Here is a 25333-nt window from a genome sequence, read left to right on the forward strand (position 1 = left end):
ATACATTATTACTTTGTTAAGGTTTCAAACCAGCAAGGATGTGAAAACTCAGACACTATCAAAATCAGGATATATGATCCGGGTTCTGTTGCTGACTTGATCAACGGGAAGATCTTGATTTATCCCAATCCGGCCTCAGACATGCTGTATATTTATAACCTGTCACCATCATTAATAATAAATACCATTGAATGTTATGAGCTTTCAGGGAAAAAGGTATTATCAAAAAAACAGATAAAGAATCAAACACCTGAATCCATAAATATTGAATCTCTCAGTAAAGGAGAATATATCCTGTTGATCAGATTATCAGATGGGAAAATGCTGACAATCAGGTTCAACAAACTGTAAGCATTGGCAAAATGAGGATTTTCTTTTGAAGGAAAAATTATGTGAATAATAGAAATAAAGACTTTCAATTTCCTGAAAGTCAGATAAACTGTTTCAACAGTTAATCATTTGTCATTCTTTTCATGCCCTGAATTAATCCTGTACCATATGGTTTATTCAAGAAGAACACTAAAATATCCTCAATCCAATATCCCTTATTTTTTTGCAGCAAAATAAATATCTGCCTCAATCATTACATTATTTTTGAAATAATGATGGACAAAATAAAGATTTCCATCAAGGTCGAGCGTAGGTTCACCTGCAAATTGCGAAACAATCAATACAGGGTCCGACCAGCCTGAACTGTCTTTTAATGAGCGATAAATAGCCGGGGTGCCCAGATAGGTGCGGGTAAACCATAATTCTTTACCATCCTGACTGACATAAGGATAACCATCCATTTCAGCAGAATTCAGTTTCTCAAGATTGACAGGATCCGACCAAGCTGATCCATTCCTTGTTGTCACCCACAGATCATAATTCCCTTTTCCTCCGTTTCTGGAAGAATGAAAATAAAGGTCATCCCCATGAATATGAACTTCACCTATCTGAATTTCCTTCATCAGCCTGTCGCCACAATATTTCCAGTTTTTCCACCTGTCTCCCGAATATTCGGCAGTGAACATATTCACACCCTGATATCCTTCCCTTGCTGAAGCAAACCACATCTCATTTCCCTGAACACAAACCGCTCCGTCAAGCGCCAGTTTACCAGGGTCCTGCAGCCACAACCTGACGGGTTTTCCCCAGATGCCGGCTTTTTTATTTGATACCCATACGCCCGTTACACTATCAAGCAGTTGTTTATCAGGGGTAATTCTGACATCGGGTGTAAAGAAAAAATAAAGAGTATTCCCATCCGGAGTAATAAAAGGAGAATCCTCAGCCCCTGCGGTATTAATCGGATAAGGTAGCGGAACAGGTTTAATAAAATCGTTTACATGAAGAATGGGTGGATGATTATCATTATTTGTATCTCCCTTTACTATATCCTTTGGTATCTTTCCTTCCCTGTCCACATCCGGGTAAACAGGATCGGGATTATCCGGATTACAGCACAATAATAATAAAGCTATTGTTGTTGTAATGATGAAGAAAACCCCATTAAAAATGAGTTTGATTTTTGTTTCCATCTGATTCAGTTTAATTTCAAAGATAATCTTTCTCTTTCTATCATCAGGAAAAAATTTAAAGTTTATGCACTTTTCAGTAACACTAAAAAAACACTGATTTCAGCCAAAAAACAAACATTATCCGACAACAAACGAAAGTAAATGAATGTTAACCGAATACAAGTAATTAAAAACCGAATCGACTGATAACCATGCATTTACCTTTGTGCCGAATTTCAGATTCACTTAAAAATTTTGGTAACGTTTTAAAATTAAAGTCATGAACAATTTAAGAAATCGCGTACAGTTAATCGGAAGAGTAGGAACAGAACCCGAAATCAGAACAGTTGCAAAAGGAAAAACATTTGCACGCCTGAACCTTGCCACCAATGAAACCTACATTAATAATAATGGTGAGCGCGTAACGGAAACACAATGGCACAACCTGGTAGCATGGGACAAAAATGCCATTTTGATTCAGAAATACCTCAGGAAAGGACAGGAAGTTGCTATTGAAGGTAAACTGACCAGCCGTAACTATCAGGACAAGGAAGGGGTTAAAAGATACATTACCGAAGTCATTGTCCACGAATTGCTCCTGCTTGGCGGAAAAAAGGAATAATGTTTCTTGCCTGCATCTGATAAAAAGCCTTCCTTAGGGGAGGCTTTTTTGTTTCTTAAAAACTAATGAATTTCATTATTCAGGAAAGTGTATTTTTGCAGTCCATTAGATTCTCAAAAAGAATAATAAATAATGAACGAAAAACGATTCAATCTGATTAACAACATTCTCGGCTGGATAATTTTTATTATTGCCGCTATTGTTTACCTGTTGACCATGGAGCCAACTGTGCCGCTTTGGGATTGCGGTGAATTTATTGCCGGTTCATACAAGCTTGAAGTGGTTCATCCTCCCGGAGCTCCGTTTTTCCTCATGTTTAACCATCTTTTTACCCTGTTTGCCCCCAACGTGCAGGCCATCCCGAAAATCATCAACGGCTTGTCAGGTATTGAAAGTGCATTAACTGTCATGCTGCTTTTCTGGACAAGCACGCTTCTTTCCAGAAAATTTTTCATTAAAGACATCAACAACATCCAGACAGGTGAAATGATAGGTGTTTTCGGAGCAGGTATTGTTGGTGCCCTCGCTTTCACATTTTCCGATACTTTCTGGTTTTCAGCCGTTGAAGCTGAGGTTTATGCCATGTCATCCACATTTACAGCACTGGTTTTCTGGCTGTTATTAAAATGGGAAAGACATGCTGATGAACCCGGTAATTTACGCTACCTGATCCTTATTTTTTATCTGATGGGGCTCTCCATTGGCGTTCACCTGCTGAGCTTACTGGCTCTTCCTGTTGTGGCTTTTGTGGTCTATTTCCGCAAATACAAGCATGTCAATGCCAAAGGCGTATTAGTCGCCTTTCTGATTGGTATGCTGATCCTTCAGGTAATCAACACAGGTATTATCAAATGGGTACCAGCCATTGCCAGCAAATTTGAGGTTCTTTTTGTCAATAGTTTTGGCCTGCCTTACTGGTCGGGAGCAGTATTTTTTGTTATTTTATTTATGGCAGCATTGGCTTACGGGGTTTATTATTCCCATAAGGTAAAAAATGTTTTCCTTAACCTTGTTTTTATGGCATCGCTGGTTGTCATGATGGGATTTTCCTCCTATACCATGGTAGCTATCCGTTCCCTGGCCAATCCACCTATCGACTACAGTAACCCTGATAATATTTTCAACATGCTCTCGTACATCAACCGTGAACAATATGGCGAAAGGCCATTGTTTTACGGGCCTGATTTCTCGGCTGAATTTCAGTCAACCAAAGATGGCAGAATGATGTACATCAAAAAAGACGGCAGGTATCAGGCTATCGGGCATAAGAAGAAACCGGTTTACGATAAAACGCATTATACCATTTTCCCGCGTATGGGCGATACCCGCTCCGACCGTATTGAAGGATACAAAGCATGGTCGGGCATGCGGAAAGGACAGAAAAAACCAACTTTTGCCGACAACATGCGTTTCTTCTTCCGCTACCAGCTTGGATTTATGTACTGGCGTTATTTTGCATGGAATTTTATCGGCAGGCAGAATGATGATCAGGGGAATGGTAAATTTATTGTCCCCGAAGGATTTATGAGTGGAAACTGGATCAGCGGTATTAAGTTTATTGATGAAATGCTGGTAGGCAATCAGGAAAAAGTTCCCTATCAGCAAAGGGTCAACCGGGGATACAACCGGTTGTACTTCCTTCCTTTTATTCTCGGACTTCTCGGGCTTTATTTCCATTATAAATCCAATAAGCGGGACGCCATCAGCACTTTTGCCCTGTTTTTCATCACGGGTATCCTGCTGGTGGTCTATCAGAACTCACCGCCTTTTGAGCCACGTGAGCGAGATTACACCCTGGTGGGGTCGTTTTATGTTTTCGCCATTTGGGTAGGATTCGGCATTTTAATGATAATCAATTATTTAAAACAGAGAATGTCATTTGTGCCGGCTGCCTCCATTGCACTGGGTGCTGGACTTTTAGCTGCTCCTGTTTTAATGGCTTCACAGGAGTGGGACGACCACGACCGCTCCCACCGTTACACTTCTCTCGATTATGGGCTGAATTACCTGAATTCCTGTGCTCAGGATGCCATTCTCTTTACCAATGGCGACAACGATACCTATCCGCTCTGGTATGCCCAGGAAGTGGAAGGCTTACGCGATGATGTAAGGGTTCTCAACCTTCAGTTGCTGATGACCGACTGGTATGTCGATCAGTTGAAGCTGAAAAAGAATAATTCTTCTCCGATTAATTTCTTTTTCAATTCTGAACAACTTACTGAAGGAACCAGGGATTTTGTTCCTTACTATCCCAATCCTAACCTGGTCGATACCAATTCTTTTTACGATACAAAAGAAATGCTGAGGTTTATTGCTACCGAAAACAAACAATATATGCTTTCATACGGAGATCAGTTTCTTAACTACTATCCTACTCCGCTCCTCGTACTTCCTGTCGATTCGGCTGAGGTTGTCAAATATAATGTAGTGAGGGAAGAATATTATCCCCGTATTGAGAAAGAAGTCAGATACAGTATCGGAAAGCGAAACCTGATGAAAAACAATCTTCTTCAGCTCGATATTCTGGCCAATAACCTGTGGAAACGCCCGATTTATTTCGGAATCACATCAGGATCAGAGACTTATCTTGGTCTTACCAACTATTTTCAGCAGGAAGGTATGGCTTACAGAATTGTTCCTGTCAGGAAAAATGAGATGGAGAACCTGAACACAGGAGAAACCGGCAGGGTTGACCCGGTCATCATGTATGAAAACATGATGAACCGTTTTAAATGGGGAAATATTAATGACCCGCGGGTTTACATCTGTAGTGTTACACGCAGGCATGCCATGAATTACAGAAATGTTTTTGCCACACTTGGCAGGGCTTTAATTCTTCATAATGAAAAAGAAAAAGCCATCAAAGCCATTGATAAATGCATTGAAGTGTTGCCGGAAGAAAAAGTGCCACACGACCTGAATTCGCTGGCACTTGTTGAGGTTTACTTTATGGCTGGTGCCAATGAAAAAGGGCTTAAACTGGCCGAACACCTGCTCGACCTGAATGTTGAAATGCTTGAATATTTCAAGTCTCTTGATAAAAAATTCTTCAAAATGACTGAAGAAGAAACGAGAAGAAGGTTTTATGCCTTGCAGGTTTTGCAGGATATGGGCAAAAGATACAACCAGGAAAGTCTTAACAAGCGTGCTACCGATGAATTGAGCCGTTTGCAGAAATTGTTCGGGATGATGTAAGACAAGGCATGGCTATTCAGACTGCTGAAAGAATATCACCTTATGAAGCTTCGGACAAAGTCATTTTTGTCCGAAGCTTTTTTGCTTATCTTGAAGCAGCAAAAATTATCCGCGGATCTGTACTTGAAATCGGAAGCGGGATGGGCTATGGCCTTCCCGAACTGGTTCCAAAATCAACGGAATACATCACAGTGGACAAGTATCAGTCGAAGCTGGTTGAACAATATGTTGCAGAAGGGAAGCTCAGGTTTATTCAGACCACCGTTCCTCCCCTTTCAGATATCGGAGATGAATCAGTCGATTTTGTGGTTTGTTTTCAGTTGATTGAACACATCAGAAAAGACAGGATACTACTTCACGAAATCAAAAGGGTTTTGAAAAAAGGAGGCAAAGCCATCATCACTACACCCAACAGGAAAATGTCGCTGACCCGGAACCCATGGCATATCAGGGAATATACAGTCTCTGAATTTCAGAAAATGTTATCAGGAATCTTTTCCAGCCATACGATCTACGGTGTTTATGGAAATGATAAGGTGACAGCTTACTACGAACAAAACAAAAAATCAGTTCAGCGTATCACCCGCTTCGATATTTTCAGGCTGCAATACATCTTACCCCGCTTTTTACTGAAAATCCCCTATGACATCCTCAACCGGATGAACAGGAAGAAGCTTTTAAACAACAATACCGGCTTAATTTCAGAAATTTCTGTCAGTGATTATTCGCTGAAACCCGCAGATGACTATTGCTACGATATTTTTGCCATCGCTGAAAAATAACAGTTTTTAAAGGGTATCGTTCAATAAATTCATTTCTTTCAGCATCAGCATTTTAGGAGAATACAAAGCCTGTCTGAAGGCTTCGAGGTATCTTTTTTCATGGGCATCGGTACCAATAAAATCTACCAGTTTTTCATCCACCAGTTTTTCCGCTATCTCCTTAACTCTCTGGCTGTAAAAGCCTGACAATGAAATCAGGTTGATCTGAAAATAAACGCCCATATCTTTCAGTTCGTAATATCTGTTGAAATTGTTCCACATATAGGTATATCGTTCAGGATGGGCGAGCACAGGTTTATATCCCGCCAGGCCAAGTTCGAAAATAGCTGTACGGATATACTCATTGAAATTGATGGTGTTGGTTTCAATCAAAACATATTTATCGCCAAACCAGAGCAAATCGTTTTTTTGAATTAAAGATAAAAAATGGTCATCAATGTAATATTCTGAAGCCACTTCAATATCTATGGTTATTTTCTGTGCTTCGAGCTCCTGACGAAGTGCCTTTAATCCCTGCCGTATGATTTCACTGTCGTTTTTGAAATAATCGCCCATGATATGAGGCGTAGTAATGATTTTTCTAAACCCGATACCTATCATTTCCTTTATTAAATCGACCGACTCGGCCATCGACTGACTGCCATCATCAATGCCCGGAATTAAATGCGAATGAATATCGGTTGCGACCGGAAGCTTCTCAGCTTGCTTAAGTTTTCTTTCCTTACCTAAAATGTTTGAAAAAAAGGCCATGTTTTGGTTTAATACTTTAAAAATCCCGTAATAGTTTAATTCTAAACGCTGTTAACAATATTTATGAATTGCAAAGGTAGGTTCAAATATCATTTCTTTCATGGATTACTCTTTTAAAAAACCCGAAGAGGCCGAAAATATTTTTTGATTTTATTTGGCAGAAACAATTTTGTCATTTTACCTTTGCACCACTTTTGACCGATGGTGTAATTGGCAACACATCAGATTTTGGTTCTGAGTTTCCAGGTTCGAGTCCTGGTCGGTCAGCCAGCGTTCTTAAACCTATTGACCGATGGTGTAATTGGCAACACGTCTGACTCTGGATCAGAAGAGTCCAGGTTCGATCCCTGGTCGGTCAGCAAAAGCCCTTGATTCTCAAGGGCTTTTTTATTTATTGAGTAACAGAAATGCTTTACGGCTAACTCTCTCTGAGCCCTCTGTACAGCTGCCAATTGTTATTGTTACCGCAAATAAACGCAGATTAGACCGCTGATCTTCGCGAAAATTAGCGTTTCATTAGCGAGAATTAGCGGTTTATTTCTTTTTAGGAAAATATAAATTATTGATATTAAACACAATGAGCTATCTGAACAGTAACTTTTAAAAAATTTGACTGTTCATGAAATCCGTTTTCTTCGACAGGAAATGATTTGATGGATGAGTGATGCTTTTCTATTTGAAAATGTAATACCACCCCAAACCGATACGTGAGGCAAAGGTAATATCGTCAATAATGGAAGCAGCACTAACGATTAACGAAACATCTTTTTTAATCAGCAAAGATTCCGTTATTTCGAGATAGAGATCAGAACGGTTCAAAAAAGTGTTTCGGTGCTTGGCCACATATCCGAAAGGAATCAACAGGCTGCCCCCGAAATCAACTGAGGGATAAAAAATGGTTTTTTTCCTGAAAAGTTTATCGTTGTAATACAAAGAAGAATTACTCAAGTGGAAGGTCAGACCTGCATCAAAGCAAAGGCGGGTATTTTCCCATGTCAGAAAACTCATGTATTTGTTTCTGCCAAGCATCAGCCACTTCATCCCGATATTGGGCGATATACGTTCAAATTTTGATACCCTGCCATATTTATCAATGGCATTCTGACCATAGGAAATGCTTGCCCCACCGGACAAATAAAATCTCAGATTGTTGTAAACACCATAATTAATTTTCAGGCTGCCGGCAGAAATCTCCACCTGAGAAAATATCATTTCGTAAGCGGGTGTTACACTCAACAAATGTGTATTTCCCGATTGACTGAACACAAAATTGTGTTGGCATAAAAACAACCAAAATGCAAAAAGAAGTGATATTTTACTTTTAATCAAATACAATGATGATAATTTAATGGATATCAGACCGGATGATAATTTTTCCGCAAAAATAAAGGATTAACTGAAAATTTAAGTTAAGAATTACACACTTTGTCAACAACAGAAATAAAAACGGCAGTAAACTCTTATGTTTACTGCCGTTTCTGAAATTTGGTCTTTAATTCTTTTTGTGTTTTGCATAGGTAAATGTCAGACTTCCAAAGACCAGCATGAAAGTTGAAATAAGTATTGCTACGGCCATAATTCCTCCTTAATAAAAATGATTCTAAACAAGCAGGCTAATTGGCTAAATGCATGCCAGAAAAACAAGGTTTAAACAGATTAAACCTATTTGTCAATAACCCTGGGCAAGAACATCGGCAATATGAAGAAATTTGACCGGTTGTTTTTGCTTTCTGGCATATCCATCGAGGTGCATCAGACAACTGACATCGGTGCCTACAACATATTCCGCTTCCGTACTGACAGCATTCAGAACCTTTTGCTCTGCCATGGCGCTTGAAATAGGCTCCATTTTAATGGAAAAAGTTCCCCCAAATCCGCAGCAGGTTTCACTTTCATTCATTTCAACCAGTTCAAGACCCCTGACATGCCGGAGAAGCATACGGGGTTCTTCTTTTAAACCAAGTTCACGCAAGGCAGTACAGGAATCATGGTAAGTGATTTTCGCATGAAACTCTGCACCTATGTCGGTTACTTTTAAAATTTTCACCAGAAACTCCGTCAGTTCAAATGTTTTACTTTGAATAGCCTTGAAATGAGTACGCTGCGAACTGTTATCAAACAATTCTTCATAACTGTTTCGAATCATCCCTACACAGGAACCGGAAGGAACGACAATGTATCTTTTAGCGGAAAAATCGCGTAAAAATTTACGTGCCACCTTAATTGCCTCATCTTTGTACCCTGCATTGAAAGCCGGCTGTCCGCAGCAAGTCTGATTGGTATTGTAAAAAACCTTGCAACCGCACCTCTCAAGTACTTTTATGGTATTCCATGCTGTTTCAGGGAATAACTGATCGATATAACAGGGAATAAAAACATCAACTTCTGTCATAAGAGTAATAAATTGAAAGTGCAAAGGTAACTGAGAAAAGCTGAAGAATGTTGAGGAAAAAAATGTAACTGCCTTCCATTTTTACCCTTACTATTCAACAGATAAATGTTCAGCAATAAAACAGAAACAATCTGAGATAATGTTCTCCGGCATTGAAAAACTGTAAAATTTTTTTCTGACAAAGATGAAAAAACAGATTCATTGTCCAAACTTCTTCCATTTTTCTAAAACAGCCTGAAAATCAGCAGGTAATTCAGAATCAAAACGTATCATTTGTCCACTTTCAGGATGCCGGAATCCGAGGGTAGCAGCATGTAAAGCCTGGCGGGGCATAAGCCTGAAGCAATTGGCAACAAACTGCTGGTATTTTGAAAAGGATGGGCCTGAAACAATTTCACTTCCACCGTACATTTCATCATTAAACAAGGGGTGTCCGATGCTTTTAAGATGAGCGCGTATCTGATGCGTACGCCCTGTTTCCAGCCTGCATTCCAGCAAGGTGACATACGCAAAACGTTCGAGGACACGGTAATGTGTAATGGCAGATTTACCTTTTTCAGGCTCATGGGTGGTTATTACCCGTCTTCTGTCTTTCGGATCACGGATAAGAGAAGCAGCGATAGTTCCTTCCTCTTTTTCAACAATTCCCCATACAAGTGCAATATATTTTCTTTCAATAGAATGCTCATAAAACTGTCGTGCAAGATAAGTCATGGCAAATTCAGTTTTTGCTACGACCAGCAGCCCTGAAGTGTCTTTGTCGATACGATGAACCAGACCAGGCCTGTAATCCTGCGTATTTCCGGAAGGCAGATGCTGCAAATGATAAAGCAGAGCATTGACAAGCGTTCCGGTATAATTGGCATAGGCAGGATGGACAACCATTCCGGCCTGCTTATTTACAACAATCAGATAATCATCTTCATAAACAATATCAACAGGAATATTCTCAGGGATAAGGTCAATTTCAACGGGCGGCTCATGCCAGATAATGCTGATCTGATCGAGCGGTTTGACCTTGTAATTGCTTTTAACTGCTTTACCATTGACCAATACACATCCGCAACGGGCTGCCTCCTGTATTTTGGTACGACTGGAATTGGCAATCCTGTTTTGCAAAAATTTATCAATGCGCAACAAGTCCTGACCTTTGTCAACAGTAAATTGATAATGTTCATAAAAATCTTCTTTCAGCGTTTCTGCTTCATTATTCATGATTTTTTTTTATGCAAAAAAATGTATTTTTTTTTTGCCTGATTCAAATTAAATGTTTTATATTTGCCACTCAGATTTCTTAACCCTTTTTAATGAAAATTAAATTAAAGCTAAAAGTATGAGAAGAAGTTTTACAATTCTGTTCGTTTTTCTTGCATTAGCAGTAAATAGCCTGAAGGCCCAACAATACTGTACGGCAGGAGCATATACTTGCGATGAATACATCTCGAAAGTAGAGCTGAATACCATTAGCAACTCTACCGGCTGTGGTCTCACCTCACAACAATATTCAGACTACACGAATATCTCCACCACCTTGCAGACAGGCACCAACTACACCTGTACGGTTACCAACGGATATTATTATTCAGGTGACTACATGGATATCTGGGTAGATTGGAATAACGATAAAGATTTTGACGATGCCGGAGAATACATTGGAAGTGACGCTGCCAATCCGGCAAAAATCACCGTCAAAGTACCTGCCAGTCCTCCTACCTATGGCAATGTCAGGATGAGGATACGTTGCAGATATTATGGATCGGCCAATGCGTGCGGCATACAAACCTATGGGGAAGTCGAAGATTATACCATTACTATCCCTTCACCCAAGCCAATGCTTTTCGATAAGCTGACCGCCTCACATCCCGATACCAACACCTGCTTTATCAGTCAGACAGTAGTACCCATTCTCAAAGCCACCGCTACAACCTATAATGGTTCTTATTATCCACTGTCAGTCGATACCATATGGTTTTCAACCAATGGGACAACAGATCCGGCAGATATTTTAAATGTAAAACTCTTCAGAAATTTCGGTACCCCACTTAAACTTTCCGATACCCTTGGTTCACCCATACTTGCACCCAACGGAACATTTTATTTCGTTATGCCACAAGGATCGAAACTTTTGTATGGAGACAACAATTTATGGCTCGGCTATGACATTCATTACAAGGCAAAAGCCGGCAATTATATTGACTGCCAGCTACTTGCCGCAAGAATAAACGACACCATACGTTATGCAGGCACAGCAGGAAACCCGGTCGGAAGAAAAATGATAGTACATCCGAAAGATTATACAGGATATTGCGATTTAACCCGTAGTTCCGGACTTAATTACCTCATCGGACTTGTCAGGGTATTATTTGAAGGTATCGATTATCAATCAGGTGTATATCTCGGAACCGGTAGCTGTGTGGATTTCTATACAGGATATATACCGACCGTTTACAAACAACAGACCTATCAGATAACCATGCAACATGCACCTTTCAACCAGAGAATGGCAAAACTCTATATTGACTGGGACAACAACGGTGTATGGGACAACAGCGAACTGCTTGCTACCTATAATAGTGTATTACCAGCCACTGTAATTACCGATAATATCACCATGCCCTGCACAGCAGTAACGGGGTTCCACAGAATCAGAATTGTCATTGATGGAAACGGGTATTCCACTACCACCTGCGGCACCAATTCGCTTGGAGAAGCAGAGGATTATCTTTTCTATCTTGCTCCTGAAGACACACCAAAAGTCAGCTTCACCCTCTTTGATCCGCTTAACTATGTCGGAGGACGTACAGCATTTGTTCCGAAGTCAAATATCGGAGGTATCATTAAATATGTATGGGATTTCGACAACAATGGTGTATGGGACGATACCACCAGTGGAGAAGCCGGGTTTAAATATACCAGTGCAGGATTGAAAACTGTTAAAGTTAAAGGTATTCTGGAAAAATGTGACAATACCAGCATAGTAGGACCGGTATTCAGCGATACCTTTACTGTTTATACCCCACCTTCCAAACCAATTGTCAATTTCATTTCGAGCGCAAATACAGTTACCACCGCCATTCCGGTAAAATTTACGGATTTAACCCAATATGGTCCCTACAAATGGAAATGGACAATATTGCCCAAAAAAGCATCCAATGGCAATGACGCATATACCATTTCTTCAGATACCGTGAAAGAGCCAACCGTTCAGTTCCACGAAATCGGGGAATATGATGTAAAACTGGTAGCCACCAATATACTTGGTTCCGACTCGGTGATGAAAACAAAATATATTGTGGTCGTAAAAGAAAACATCATCTGCACCGATAAAAATTCAAATGCCAGAAATGGTTATCTGTACGATCAGGGAGGAAAATATGGGAACTATCCTGAAAATCAGTCCACTCAGGTATATGAAACCTGTGGATTTTTGATCAAACCCAAATGTGCCGCTTCAGTCACAGCTGACTTCCTTGATTTTGATGTATGTATTTACAACAGTACAGGATGTACGCAACTCACAGCAGGAGATAATGTCAGAGTGTATGACGGGAAAGACAACAATGCTCCTCAGCTGCATCTGGGGCCAAAAGACATTTTAGGCAATCCGATGTTTCCCGATGGATTCCAGAACGGGCCAGGAAATGTAGAGCGTGTCATTCCAAGTGTTACAGCTACCTCAGGTGTGATGTACATCGAGTTCAACAGAAACTGCGGTGGAGTTGGTCGTGGATTTGAAATCTTCTGGTCAACACAAACCCTGAATGTAACTCCTCCAAAAGCAGTCATAGCCGGGCCGACCTCTAACGTTTACAGGCTCAGAACCATTAAATATGGAAGTTTATCCACCGGAGTTGATCTGGAATATTTCTGGGATCTGAACGGTGACGGCTACAACGACTCCTATGATTCAGCAGCCACCTGGGTTTACACCACTACAGGCTCTTACAAAGTTCGTCTGGTGGTCCGCAGCTGCGATTATTTCGACACTGCTTACCTCAATATCACCGTCATCAATCCAACTGTAAAACCATCTGTCAATTTCGAAGCCGATTATGTCAGGGTTACCAGAGAAGATGCAGTTAACTTAATCAATAAATCAGACCTTACTATTTATTCAAATGAATGGTTTATCAGCCCTGCCAATTTCGTATATCTCGATGGAACAGGTATGAACTCAGAAGACATCAAGGTGCGTTTCACCAAGACAGGAAAATACACCGTAAAACTTAAAGCTTACAATGCAGTAGGTTTTGACTCTGCGGTTAAAGTAGATTACATCACAGTTTATGATAACTGCGTACCGGGTGTTGCCAATCTCAGCACAGATATAGGCATGTCAAAAGTTGAACTCTACGACATTGGCGAAAATGAGCTGATTTCAAGGTCAAGCAGTATTGGTGTTACGAGCTATAGCGATTACAGCAAGACAGATTTTGCCACATTGTATGCCACCGGAAAATATACCATAGACCTTACCCGAAACACTTCCTTTAACAGTATAACATGGACAGTGTTTATTGATTACAATCAGGACGGCCAATATGACAACTCAGAAATAGTTGCCGAAGCCAAAAACTTCAATGGTGACAACTGGAGTACTCAGTTCACCATTCCAAGTCCAAATTCCAAGGTATTCACCGGCCTGACCAAAATGAGAGTGGTAGCCAATGCAGGTATCCTTGCCAATAAAGGATGCGGACCAAACTATACCGGAGAATTTGAAGACTATGGTATCGAAATCAAACTTGATAATGTAAAACCGTATATTATTTTATATGGTAAAGATTCCTCAGTGGTCAGCAGTCCTGACACCACCATCCTTAACAGCTGCGGAACATGGGTAGATCCGGGGTATAAAGGCTGGGATGATGTCAGCGGTGATATTACCAACAAGGTCATCGTAACGGGTGTCAGCGGAATCAACCCCTATCAGGGCGGCTATTATCCTTTGACCTATAAAGTAACAGACAACTCAGGAAATCAGTCAGATATTGCCACAAGGGTTGTTCATGTGCTTCCCGATATTATTAATCCTACTATTACCCTTAAAGGAAATAATCCTGATTCCGTAAAAGTTTTTGGTTCATGGACAGATCCGGGTTATACCCCGACAGACGACTGCTCTGGTATCAAATCACATGGTTCGAGCGGAGCTGTTGATGTCATGCATGTCGGAGAATATACCATCACCTATACAGCTACCGATAATGCTAATAACGTAGCCACGGTTACCAGAAAAGTAGTTGTTTATGATGCAGACGCCCCGACCATCACACTAAATGGCAACGATACTTTATATCTTGAAGTAGGAACTGCTTTTGTAGATCCGGGCGTAACCATTGTTGACAATTACTACACCAACCTGACAGCAAGCGTGAAAGGTAGTGTAAATGAAATGTTATTAGGCACTTACTTCCTCACCTACTGTGTAACAGATTCATCAGGAAACGGACCTGTTTGTGTGGACCGCATCGTCATTGTCAGAGATACTGAAGCACCAAAAATCAGCTTCAAAAATTCCTTGATTGAAGTGGACGTATTTAAACCCTTTACCGTTCCTGAACCAGATAAATCCGACAACTACTGGCCTGCAGATAAGATTATTGTCACCCAAACCGGCAACGTAAATACCTTTGTCCTTGGTGACTATGTTCTGACATTCAAAGCCACAGACGCATCAGGAAATCAATCCGCTCCGGTTCAGATTACAGTCAGGGTGGTTGACCGTGTTGCACCTTCCATCGAAATGAATGGCAGTACCATGATGGTAGTCGGCAGATGGTCAGATTTCAAAGATCCGGGAGTAGTGGTAAAAGACAACTATTATCCAAAAGATCAGCTTACGATGCAACCAAATACAGGTACATTTATCAACACCCTGCAAACCGGCTTATTCAACATTACCTATCAGGTATGTGATCCCTCAAACAACTGCTCGGATGTCCTTTCACGTTTCGTTCTCGTCATTGAAGATGAACATTCCATTTCAATTGATGAAATGCTGAGTGAAAAGAACTTCCGTGTATTCCCCAATCCTGCAAGTGATCAGGTAAACATTCAGCTCAGCCTGCCGGCTTATATCAGGGCCAGCATCAGCATTTACAATACACTCGGAGAAAAAGTAATGGAAGTAGCTGATGGCATGATGATGAATGAGACCTACCAGGTAGGCGTGGATCATCTGTGTGATGGCATTTATTATGTCAGGTTAAACATTGGTAATGAGCAGTTTAACTACAAATTTGTTATTGTAAGATAAAAACCATACGAATTTTTTAAAAAAAGCTGTCCGAATTAACGGGCAGCTTTTTTTTTAAAAAAAAATTTGCAGGGAAGTATATCTGATTTTTTTGTATATTTGCCAAGTGTAAGTTAGTAGCTTTTTAAAAAAGCTAAATGATTTTAGTAAACTATTAAACGCAAGAATATGGTTAATTTCATTACAAAAAGAGTTGTATTAAGCATGGTAGTATTGATAAGTTCAGTACCCTTTCTGTTCGGTCAGGCCTTAAACGGTAATTATGTGATTGGAACAGGAGGAAACTATGCAACAGTTGCTGCAGCAGTAACAGCCCTGAATTCAAATGGTGTCAGCGGGCCTGTTGTATTCAATATTAAAAACGGCACATATACCGGACGAATTACCATCAATCAGATAACCGGGGCCAGTGCTACCAATACCATTACCTTCAGGGGAGAAAGCAGAACAGGTACTATCCTGACCTATTCCGGCAGCTCAGGGACCGACCGTGCAACAGTTGTGCTGAATGGAACCGACTACATCAGGTTTAAAAACCTGACCATTCAAAGCACTGGTGCCACCTATGCCATGGCGGTCTGGGCATACAATACTGCCAATTATAACATTTTTGACAGCTGTAACATGATAGTCCCCATCAGTACCAGCTCTTCCTATACCATTGTTTTTCATGCCTGCAATTCCGAAAGCGGAACCACCACCGGCAACAGTGCCAACTATACCACTGTTTCCAACTGTCTGCTCAGCGGTGGTTATTATGGTTCAGTATTTTACGGTTCCGGCACGACCTCATGGTGTTATGGCAACATAATTCGCAACTGTACCTATACCAACCAGTATTATTCAGCCATGTACAACTATTACCAAAGCGATATGCAGATTTTATATAACCGCATTTCAGGATTTGGTTATGCCTCTGCTTACGGGGTATTCCACTATTACAATACAAAAAGCACCATTCACGGAAATATTTTAACAAGAGCCGGCAGTTATGGTTTTTATATGTATTATGAAAACAATTATGCCACATCCAATACCTCTTACTTCCTCAACAACATGATCAGCGATTTCCAGCAAACTGCAACCAATGTAGGTGTTTATGCCTATTATAACCGAAATGTTTATTATTATCACAATAGTATAGCTGTAAACGGATCGACCGGAAACTCATATTCAGCAAGTGCGATGTATTTCTATTATCCCTATAGCTGTACAATTAAAAACAACATCTTATCATCTTCCTATCCCAATGGAAATATGTTGTTGTCTCTTTATTATTCACAGTCCAGCTATCCCAGTACAGTGGATTATAATGACTATTATGCCCCCAACCATAGCAGCAGCGCATATCGGTTTTATGGATATACTACCTATTATACCACCCTTACCAACTGGAAAACATTTACCAACGGAATCAACTCAAACCATGATGTTAATTCATGGGAAGATGTTAATCCAGGATTTTATTCAGTATCCGACCTGCATATTGCACCTACTACCATTATGACCGCTCCGGTTGTTCTGCCAACCGCCTATAATTTTGATGTGGACGGAGAAGCCCGCCCATCTTCTGGTACTACCATGATTGGTGCTGACCTGGTTCCAAGCGTAGATGTGGACATTACTTCACTTTCCCCGGCTATTATCGTATTGGGGAACAACGATGTCAAGATTCAGGTTCAAAACAGAGGATTGTCCACTGTTCCGGCCAATTCCACCCTTACCTTCCGCTACCGCGTTGACGGAGGAAGCTGGAATTCAGAAAATTACACTCTTACTTCCGATTTCAAAACCGGAAATACCATCAGCTCTACTTTCAGTACCAAATGGAATGTTACAGTGGACAAAGGTTACCGCCTTACCGCTGAGATTTATCCTCAATATACCGGAGATGTTGATGCTGTTGACTCGGTTACACAAATCGTTTACGTTGGAATGGGAGGAAATTATACCATAAATCCGACAGGTTCAGGAAGTACAAACTTTACCTCTTTCACCAATGCCGTTAATGCTCTTATCGCACGTGGAGTGGCAGCTCCGGTAATTTTCAACGTTGCAAAAGCCACCTTCAACGAACGGGTGGTTATTCCTTCCATATTAGGTGCCAGCGCCACCAATACAATCTCTTTCCTGGGTGCAGGTGTTGACAGTACAATATTGGTATCAACCGGTTCATCTACTTCCGACTGGATAACACTTTTACTGAACGGAGCCGATTATCTCTATTTCAGAGACATGACCATCCGTAACCTCGGCAGCAGCTATGGCATTGCCGTATTTCTGACCAATGCTGCCGATTACAATACCTTTAAAAATGTGAAGATGACTGTTCCGATTTCCACTTCTTCATCAAATGCTGTTTTAGTAGCATCAGGATCAACTACTTCTGTCGGAAGTTCCGGAAATACTGCCAATTACAACTGGTTCGACAGTTGTGTGATGTCTGGTGGTTATTACGGGATTCGCTTCTACGGTTCAGGAAGCACTTCCCTTGTGTATGGCAATAAATTTACCAACAACTGGGTGAAAGATGTTTACTACTATGCATGGTATATGTATTATTGCGGAAAATCACTTTACAGGTTCAACAAAACAAGCAACTGGAATACAGCAGGTAACCCGAATTACGCCATGATGATTTATTACGGCCGCGGAGATGTCATTGACGGGAACCAGGTGTATGGAGCAGGCATTTACGGCATGTATGTCTATTATCAGAATTACTATTACCAGACCGATACTTCATGGATTGTCAATAATATGCTGGGCAATTTCGGCTATTCCTACAACTATGGTTTAAATCTTTATTACGGATACAATGTGAATGTCTATCACAATACTATTCACATCAACCATACCTATACTTCATCAACAAGCTATGCCGCTGCTTATCTTTACAATGATTATTACTGCAATGTAAAAAACAACATTTTCATGAGTACCTCCACCGGAGGGCCGGTCATTTACTTGAATTCTGGTTCATGGGCAAACAATTCCATTGATTACAATGACTACTGGGTTCCTAATCACACCAATTTTGTATATTGGGGAGGAACAATCTATACCTCATTTAATGCATGGAAAACGGGAGTACCCACACAAAATGCCAATTCATGGAACTTAAATCCATATCTGGTCTCTGCATCAGACCTGCATTTGTCAACGAGTTCACCCATCATGCTGGCACCAGCTATCAATATTCCTTATGATTATCTTAGCCATGATGTTGACAATGAGGCAAGGCCAACCAGCGGTAATACTTTTATCAGTGCAGATATGCCACCACCCATGACATTTGACTCCATAGCCGTATATGCCATTAACCATCCTACTGTATTTCACGGACAAAACAATGCAAAAATGATACGTGCCCGCATACATTTCAAGGGATTTGCACAACCCCTTTCCCTGACGGAAATGTATTTCAGCACAACCGGATGCACTGATGTCAAAGACCTTGCTGCCATCCATTTCTATTCTCAGGATGGTACTCCGCTGCCGGCAGCCTATTTGCTCGACAGCAAAAACAAACCTTCCGGAAAAATAACACTGACATTTCCAACAAATACTACTGTTGCTGATATACAGAGCGTTTACGTTTCTTATGATATCGACAGGTTTGCTACTGCCGGCAATAAAGTAGCCGTTACTTTTGACTCGGCTGTAGTCGATGGCATTATGCGTTATACTTCAAATAATTCAGCAGGATATGCCACCATTGTACATCCTTCTAATTTTGACGGCTATTGTGATGTCATCAGAACGAATAACGGGAATTATGCGATAGGTATCAAGCGCTTACGTTTCAGTACCATTGATAACTTCACTGGTATTCTGGCTGCCGGGAATCCGCCCAACAATTCAGCCGTTCAATTCTATCCTTCCGTCATTCCGACTCTTTACAAAAAGAAAACCTATACCTATTATATTAATCACGGAGAACTGAATGCACAATCGGTCAATATCTATTTCGACCTGAACAATGACGCCTATTTCTCTCCGTCAGAACTTGTAAAATCACATTTAAACAAAGCAGAAGCCTCCGTTACTTTCGACAGTATCACCATAACCTGTGATGTTCCTTCCGGATATCATCGTGTCAGATTATCAGCAGATTATGGGGCCTATTCACCCCAGGGTTGCGGAACAACCACTTATGGCGAAGTGGAAGACTATCTGCTTTACATTGCAGATGATGAAAAACCGGTTGCCTCCTTTACCCATCCTGATACCGCTTATGTCTATGGACTGGTTCAATTCCAACCATCCACGCATAATGACGGAGACATTATTTACCTGTGGGATTTCAACAGCGATAATACCATAGATGACACGACAACCAAGACTGCACAATATGTATTTACTTCGACAGGTACAAAAGCCATCACCCTGAAAGCTGTATTAAGAGGATGTACCGATACCCTGATTTCAAATCCTGTGGTATCTACCATACAGGTTGTCAATCCGGTAGGACTTCCGAAAGTCAATTTCCTGACCAATCTGAATACAGTAACCCCCGGAATGGCAGTCAAGTTCTTTGATCTGACCACCAATGGCCCGTACATCTGGAAATATACCATCACACCCGATACAGTTTTAGGTGTCCCTGCCTTTACTTTTTATCCTTCAAATAATGTCAGAGAGCCACAGGTCGTGTTCCATCAGCCGGGACTCTACACCGTTAAATTAGTTGCCACCAATGTTAACGGTTCCGACTCAATCATCAAAACCGACTATATTGAAGTAGTCAAAGAACTCAAGGTATGCGTGGATCAAATGTCAACGCTGAAAACAGGTTATCTGCTCGATGAAGGCGGACGTAACAACTATACCAATCCTCCGTTCAACGGCAATGAACGCACCTGCGGATTCCTTATTTATCCGAAATGTGCTGCAACCATCACCTTTGATTTCATTGACTTTGACGTCAACAGCATGATTATCGGTACCTGTACCAACCTGCCTCCTGACGGCTTAAGGATTTATGATGGATTTGACAATAAAGGTATTCCTCTTCACAAACAATTTACCAACAGCAATGGGGATACCTTATATCCCTTTGGATTTACAAACGGACAAGGAAACGTCAATCAGGGGCTTCCACCCAGTGTGATGGCCAAATCAGGAGCTATGTATGTGGAATGGTATGTCAACTGTGGTGCTGTCAATCAGGGATTTGAAGCCAAATGGAGTACTACTCTGATTAATTCCACAAAACCAACGGCTGATTTTAAAATGCCGGATACTGCCTATGTTGATCAGGAAGTATTCTTTACCAACACTTCTTCAGGCTATCAGCTTGAATATGAATGGGATCTCGATGGTGATGGCTGGGGCGATACTTTTGTAATGAACCCAAGTTATACATACACATCACCTCAGGTGGTCAACATCAGGCTGATTGTCAACAGTTGCGACCTCTACGATACCATCATCAAAAAACTGACTATCCTGATGCCTTCCGCAAAACCAGTCGTTAATTTTGAAGCCGATTACACAAAAGTAACAGAGAAAGACGAAGTTACTTTATTTGATAAGTCAGATAAAACCGTTCACACATGGAATTGGATTATCACCCCTAATACTTATACTTTAATTGAAGGTAATCTCCAGACAAAAAATCTTAAACTGAGATTTGACAATACCGGAAAATATACCGTTAAATTAATTGCCACCAACGCAAAAGGAACCGATTCACTCACAAAAACTGACTACATTACCGTTTATGAACCATGTGAACCCCTGGTAGCCATGCTGAATTCAGACATCGGAATTTCACTCGTTGAGCTTAAAAATGTCAAAGGGACCACACTCTTCAGCCAGAGTTCCGACATCGGTAAGAAAGCTTATACCGATTATACCAACCTACATAAGGTTCATGTGGCAAAAGGCGGAAAATACATGATGACCATAGCCAGAAATACCAATTTTAACAACCAGACAACCTCAGTCTTCCTCGATCTGAACCAGAACGGTTCCTTTAATGATGCCGGAGAAGAAGTTTATGTCATCACAAATTCTTCTTCTACCAGCTGGACATTCGACCTTCCGATCAAGAACAATTATCCGGAAGGACTTGTCAGAATGCGTATTGCTGCCAATGCCGGACAGCTTCCGAACAAAGGTTGCGGACCTAATGTCAGCGGTGAATTTGAAGATTATCTGCTGATTATCACCAAAGACTATAACAAACCGGTTATTACCCTCAAAGGTGGAAACAAAATCACCATGAATGCCTGCGACAACTACTCAGAACCCGGCTATGAGGCATGGGATGAAGAAACAGGTGATATTTCAAAGGATGTAGTTGTAACTGGTGTTATCAATTCCACTGTTGCCGGTACCTACTACAAAAAATATAACGTGATGGATCCGGCCGGAAACAAAGCTGATGAAGTTATCCGCGTAGTAGAAGTGCTTGCCGACATTATCAACCCAAAAGCAGTGTTGAAAGGCAAGAATCCTGATTCTGTGGAAGTTTACACCGTTTATACAGATATGGGATACACTCCTACCGACAATTGCTCAGGTGTGAAATCTCATAACCGTGTGGATCTGGTCAATACCAATATTGTCGGATGGCAGAAAATCCTCTATATTGTGGAAGACAATGCCGGAAATAAAGATACTACCATCAGAGATGTGTATGTCTATGATAAAAATGCCCCGACAATCGCACTGCTTGGCAAAGACACTATGGAAGTTGAAGTTAATTCCACTTTCAATGACCCGGGCACCCAGTACAGTGATGATTACGACACCAAACTTCAGGTGGTTGTTTCAGGAAAACTCGATCTGACAAAACTCGGTACCTATATCCGCTCTTATTGTGTAACCGATAGTTCAGGAAATGGTCCGGTATGTGTGGATCGTATCATCAAGGTTGTTGATAAAACAAAACCGGTAATTACACTGAAAGGTAACAAAACCATGACCATTGATGTGTTTACACCATTTACCGATCCCGGATTCGATGTAACCGACAATTATTACAGCTATGCAAAAGGAGAGATTGTCGTGTATGTTACCGGAGAAGTCAACATTACCAAACTTGGCTCTTATGTGATTAAGTACAAGGCAGTTGATGCCTCCGGAAATATTTCCGTTGAAGAAACCAGAACCGTTAATGTTGTTGACAGGGTAGCACCTCAGATTGAACTGAAAGGTAGCAGTACTGTATTTGTCGAAAGATGGCAGCCATACACTGATGCCGGTGTAAAGGTCAGCGACAATTACTACCTGCCCTCCGAACTGACCATCGAAGACAATCAGAACGGAAGTTATCCCGGACACACCCTTGAACAAGGTATATTTACCTACAGTTATAAAGTATGTGATCCTTCAGGCAACTGCTCAGGTGAAATATACAGAACCATCTATGTAACACCCAGCACTTCATCCATCAGCGACAAGTTTGATATCTCCGACATCAAACTTTACCCGAATCCTGCCATCAGCAATATTACTGTAAGTGTTAATCTGCCTCAGTTTACCAATGTAAATATGGGTATCTATAATACACTGGGTGAAAAAGTGATGGAAGTATTCAACGGTTCAGTGATCAACTTCAGCGAAACGATTGATATCAGCTCACTGAGTTCAGGAATGTATTATTTCCGGGTTGGCTCTGATGAATGGGAAACCATCAATATTAAATTTGCAGTTACCCGATAGTTCTTCAACTCAATAAACCATTAAACCTGCCAAAGGATTTCCTGAGGCAGGTTTTTTTTTGAGTATCCCGGCCATTGATATACCTTTCTCATTCTTAAAAAAAATAAAATTATTCTTACCTTTGCAGTCGAAATTAAAGCTTTATGGTAAACAAAGGAAAAGTTGTTCAGGTCATCGGGCCTGTGGTAGATGTGAGTTTTAGTGGAGAAAATTCCAAACTTCCGGAAATATACACATCATTAACCATCGACAGAGGGAACGGTAAAACCCTCGTTCTTGAAGTTCAGAAACATTTAGGAGAAGATCTAGTGAGGACAATCGCAATGGATTCCACTGATGGGCTTCAGCGAGATACTGAAGTTATTGATACCGGAGAACCCATTAAGATGCCCATTGGTGAAGAAGTCAGAGGAAGATTGTTTAATGTGGTTGGAAATTCCATTGACGGACTTCCGGAAGTTAAAGTGAACAACTACAGGGCTATCCATCAGGAACCCCCAAAATATGAAAACCTTTCAACACAGGAAGAGCCTTTATGGACAGGCATAAAAGTCATCGACCTGCTCGAGCCTTACAGCAAGGGTGGAAAAGTCGGTTTGTTCGGTGGAGCCGGTGTAGGCAAGACCGTTCTCATTATGGAACTGATCAACAACATCGCAAAAGTGTATGAAGGCATATCTGTATTTGCCGGAGTTGGTGAACGAACAAGGGAAGGAAATGATTTGTTGCGTGAATTTCTTGAATCAGGGGTGATCCGGTATGGTGAAAACTTCAAAAAAAGCATGGAAGCCGGAGGCTGGGACCTCAGCCAGGTCGATATGAATGAAGTAGCCAAATCTCAGGCTACCCTTGTTTTCGGACAAATGAACGAACCTCCCGGAGCCCGTGCGCGCGTTGCCCTTTCAGGCCTCAGCATTGCCGAATATTTCCGTGATGGAACAGCCGAAACCGGTGGCCGCGATATCCTGCTGTTTATCGATAACATTTTCCGTTTTACTCAAGCCGGATCTGAAGTTTCTGCCTTGCTGGGACGTATGCCTTCTGCAGTAGGTTACCAACCCACACTGGCTACCGAAATGGGTAAAATGCAGGAAAGAATTACTTCAACAAAAAGAGGATCAATCACTTCCGTAGAAGCTATTTACGTTCCTGCTGACGACCTCACCGACCCGGCTCCTGCCACTACTTTTGCCCATCTTGATGCAACTACCGTTCTTGACCGTAAAATTGCCGAACTTGGGATTTACCCTGCCGTTTCTCCTCTGGAATCCACTTCCAGAATTCTGACACCTGAAATAGTTGGTGAAAAACATTACCGCACTGCTCAGCAGGTTAAAGAAATCCTTCAGCGTTACAAAGACCTTCAGGATATTATCGCTATTCTGGGTATTGACGAACTTTCCGATGAAGATAAAATTGTGGTGCACAGAGCAAGACGTATTCAGCGTTTCCTGTCTCAGCCATTCTTTGTTGCCTCTGCATTTACCGGTCTTGAAGGAAAATTTGTCCCGATTGAGGAAACCATCAAAGGCTTCAACATGATTCTCAATGGGGATGTGGACAAATATCCTGAATCGGCTTTCCAGCTTGTTGGTAATATTGAGGAAGCTATCGAAAAGGGAGAACAAATGCTTGCCCAACTTTAATTCATTAACAGGTAATGAAGCTTGAAATTATATCACCTGAACAGGTTATTTTCGAAGGAGAAGTGGTCAGTGTACAACTTCCCGGGACAAGTGGTTATTTTGAAGTACTGAATGATCATGCACCTATTATTTCTTCCCTGAAGGAAGGTAAAATCAGAATCATTCTCCCCAATGGTGACAGACAGGTGTTTAAAATAACAAAGGGCTTTGTGGAGGTTATCGGGAACAAAGTAACGGTGCTGGCATAAGCCGACCGGTCTCGGATTGACTGCCAAAATAATCGGATAATATTTTTCTGACTGAACGGAATAAGCTACAAGGCCTCTTTGCTGAATTTTTCCTAAAACGTTACTGTTCAGCTATCCCATTTTGTTTAATATCAATAATTTATATTTTCCTAAAAAGAAATAAACCGCTAATTCTCGCTAATGAAACGCTAATTTTCGCGAAGATCAGCGGTCTAATCTGCGTTTATTCGCGGTAACAATAACAATTGGCAGCTGAACAGTAA

General features: G+C 41.1%; 13 protein-coding genes and 2 tRNA genes. 10 read left to right on the top strand and 5 right to left on the bottom strand.

Annotated features, from left to right (window positions below):
* The coding region (locus GX437_09025) for a T9SS type A sorting domain-containing protein (GenBank protein NLJ07798.1) at positions 1-351 on the top strand (351 nt) is incomplete at its 5' end.
* A gap of 194 nt (positions 352-545) precedes the next feature.
* Here GX437_09025 and GX437_09030 read toward each other — a convergent pair.
* The gene (locus GX437_09030; GenBank protein ID NLJ07799.1) at positions 546-1523 is read right to left on the bottom strand and encodes a hypothetical protein; all 978 of its coding nucleotides are present in this window, start codon (positions 1521-1523) and stop codon (positions 546-548) included.
* A gap of 259 nt (positions 1524-1782) precedes the next feature.
* Between GX437_09030 and GX437_09035 the strand changes: the two genes are divergently transcribed.
* The 3 genes from GX437_09035 to GX437_09045 all read left to right on the top strand — a co-directional run bounded on the left by GX437_09035 (position 1783) and on the right by GX437_09045 (position 6101).
* On the top strand, positions 1783-2124 hold the full coding sequence (locus tag GX437_09035; GenBank protein ID NLJ07800.1) for a single-stranded DNA-binding protein: 342 nt from the start codon (positions 1783-1785) through the stop codon (positions 2122-2124).
* A 132-nt stretch (positions 2125-2256) separates the two neighbouring features.
* On the top strand, positions 2257-5319 hold the full coding sequence (locus GX437_09040) for a DUF2723 domain-containing protein (GenBank protein NLJ07801.1): 3063 nt from the start codon (positions 2257-2259) through the stop codon (positions 5317-5319).
* An 8-nt stretch (positions 5320-5327) separates the two neighbouring features.
* On the top strand, positions 5328-6101 hold the full coding sequence (locus tag GX437_09045; GenBank protein NLJ07802.1) for a class I SAM-dependent methyltransferase: 774 nt from the start codon (positions 5328-5330) through the stop codon (positions 6099-6101).
* 6 nt (positions 6102-6107) lie between these two features.
* Here GX437_09045 and GX437_09050 read toward each other — a convergent pair whose 3' ends face one another.
* The gene (locus tag GX437_09050; protein ID NLJ07803.1) at positions 6108-6851 is read right to left on the bottom strand and encodes a capsular biosynthesis protein; all 744 of its coding nucleotides are present in this window, start codon (positions 6849-6851) and stop codon (positions 6108-6110) included.
* 195 nt (positions 6852-7046) lie between these two features.
* Between GX437_09050 and GX437_09055 the strand changes: the two genes are divergently transcribed.
* Positions 7047-7121: transfer RNA gene (locus GX437_09055), tRNA-Gln, on the top strand.
* A gap of 16 nt (positions 7122-7137) precedes the next feature.
* Positions 7138-7210: transfer RNA gene (locus GX437_09060), tRNA-Gln, on the top strand.
* Between the two features lie 313 nt (positions 7211-7523).
* On the opposite strand, the gene GX437_09065 is transcribed toward GX437_09060, so the two are convergent.
* From GX437_09065 to GX437_09075, 3 genes are all read right to left on the bottom strand, one after another.
* Positions 7524-8087 carry a hypothetical protein gene (locus GX437_09065; protein ID NLJ07804.1) on the bottom strand — a complete coding sequence of 188 codons (564 nt, stop codon included), beginning with the start codon at positions 8085-8087 and terminating at the stop codon, positions 7524-7526.
* A gap of 433 nt (positions 8088-8520) precedes the next feature.
* Positions 8521-9243, bottom strand: coding sequence for a (Fe-S)-binding protein (locus tag GX437_09070; GenBank protein ID NLJ07805.1), 723 nt, complete (start codon positions 9241-9243; stop codon positions 8521-8523).
* A gap of 198 nt (positions 9244-9441) precedes the next feature.
* Positions 9442-10458 (bottom strand): RluA family pseudouridine synthase, encoded by a 1017-nt coding sequence (locus GX437_09075; protein NLJ07806.1) that lies wholly within the window; start codon positions 10456-10458, stop codon positions 9442-9444.
* Between the two features lie 118 nt (positions 10459-10576).
* Here GX437_09075 and GX437_09080 point away from each other — a divergent pair, with 118 nt between their 5' ends.
* From GX437_09080 to atpC, 4 genes are all read left to right on the top strand, one after another.
* Positions 10577-15502 carry a DUF5011 domain-containing protein gene (locus tag GX437_09080; GenBank protein NLJ07807.1) on the top strand — a complete coding sequence of 1642 codons (4926 nt, stop codon included), beginning with the start codon at positions 10577-10579 and terminating at the stop codon, positions 15500-15502.
* A gap of 168 nt (positions 15503-15670) precedes the next feature.
* Positions 15671-23176 (top strand): DUF5011 domain-containing protein, encoded by a 7506-nt coding sequence (locus tag GX437_09085; protein ID NLJ07808.1) that lies wholly within the window; start codon positions 15671-15673, stop codon positions 23174-23176.
* A 143-nt stretch (positions 23177-23319) separates the two neighbouring features.
* Positions 23320-24822, top strand: coding sequence for a F0F1 ATP synthase subunit beta (locus tag GX437_09090; protein ID NLJ07809.1), 1503 nt, complete (start codon positions 23320-23322; stop codon positions 24820-24822).
* Positions 24823-24836: 14 nt separating this feature from the next.
* Positions 24837-25070 (top strand): ATP synthase F1 subunit epsilon, encoded by a 234-nt coding sequence (gene atpC / locus GX437_09095; GenBank protein NLJ07810.1) that lies wholly within the window; start codon positions 24837-24839, stop codon positions 25068-25070.
* Positions 25071-25333: the final 263 nt, after the last annotated feature.

It is taken from the genome of Sphingobacteriales bacterium, from assembly GCA_012517435.1.
Lineage (GTDB): Bacteria > Bacteroidota > Bacteroidia > CAILMK01 > JAAYUY01 > JAAYUY01.

What these genes read in the sequence shown, in the direction of transcription:
- GX437_09050 (NLJ07803.1), bottom strand. Translation starts at nt 6,851, where the DNA reads ATGGCCTTTTTTTCAAACATTTTAGGTAAGGAAAGAAAACTTAAGCAA.
- GX437_09045 (NLJ07802.1), top strand. Translation starts at nt 5,328, where the DNA reads ATGGCTATTCAGACTGCTGAAAGAATATCACCTTATGAAGCTTCGGAC.
- GX437_09035 (NLJ07800.1), top strand. Translation starts at nt 1,783, where the DNA reads ATGAACAATTTAAGAAATCGCGTACAGTTAATCGGAAGAGTAGGAACA.
- GX437_09090 (NLJ07809.1), top strand. Translation starts at nt 23,320, where the DNA reads ATGGTAAACAAAGGAAAAGTTGTTCAGGTCATCGGGCCTGTGGTAGAT.
- GX437_09070 (NLJ07805.1), bottom strand. Translation starts at nt 9,243, where the DNA reads ATGACAGAAGTTGATGTTTTTATTCCCTGTTATATCGATCAGTTATTC.
- GX437_09030 (NLJ07799.1), bottom strand. Translation starts at nt 1,523, where the DNA reads ATGGAAACAAAAATCAAACTCATTTTTAATGGGGTTTTCTTCATCATT.
- GX437_09080 (NLJ07807.1), top strand. Translation starts at nt 10,577, where the DNA reads ATGAGAAGAAGTTTTACAATTCTGTTCGTTTTTCTTGCATTAGCAGTA.
- atpC (NLJ07810.1), top strand. Translation starts at nt 24,837, where the DNA reads ATGAAGCTTGAAATTATATCACCTGAACAGGTTATTTTCGAAGGAGAA.
- GX437_09040 (NLJ07801.1), top strand. Translation starts at nt 2,257, where the DNA reads ATGAACGAAAAACGATTCAATCTGATTAACAACATTCTCGGCTGGATA.
- GX437_09075 (NLJ07806.1), bottom strand. Translation starts at nt 10,458, where the DNA reads ATGAATAATGAAGCAGAAACGCTGAAAGAAGATTTTTATGAACATTAT.
- GX437_09085 (NLJ07808.1), top strand. Translation starts at nt 15,671, where the DNA reads ATGGTTAATTTCATTACAAAAAGAGTTGTATTAAGCATGGTAGTATTG.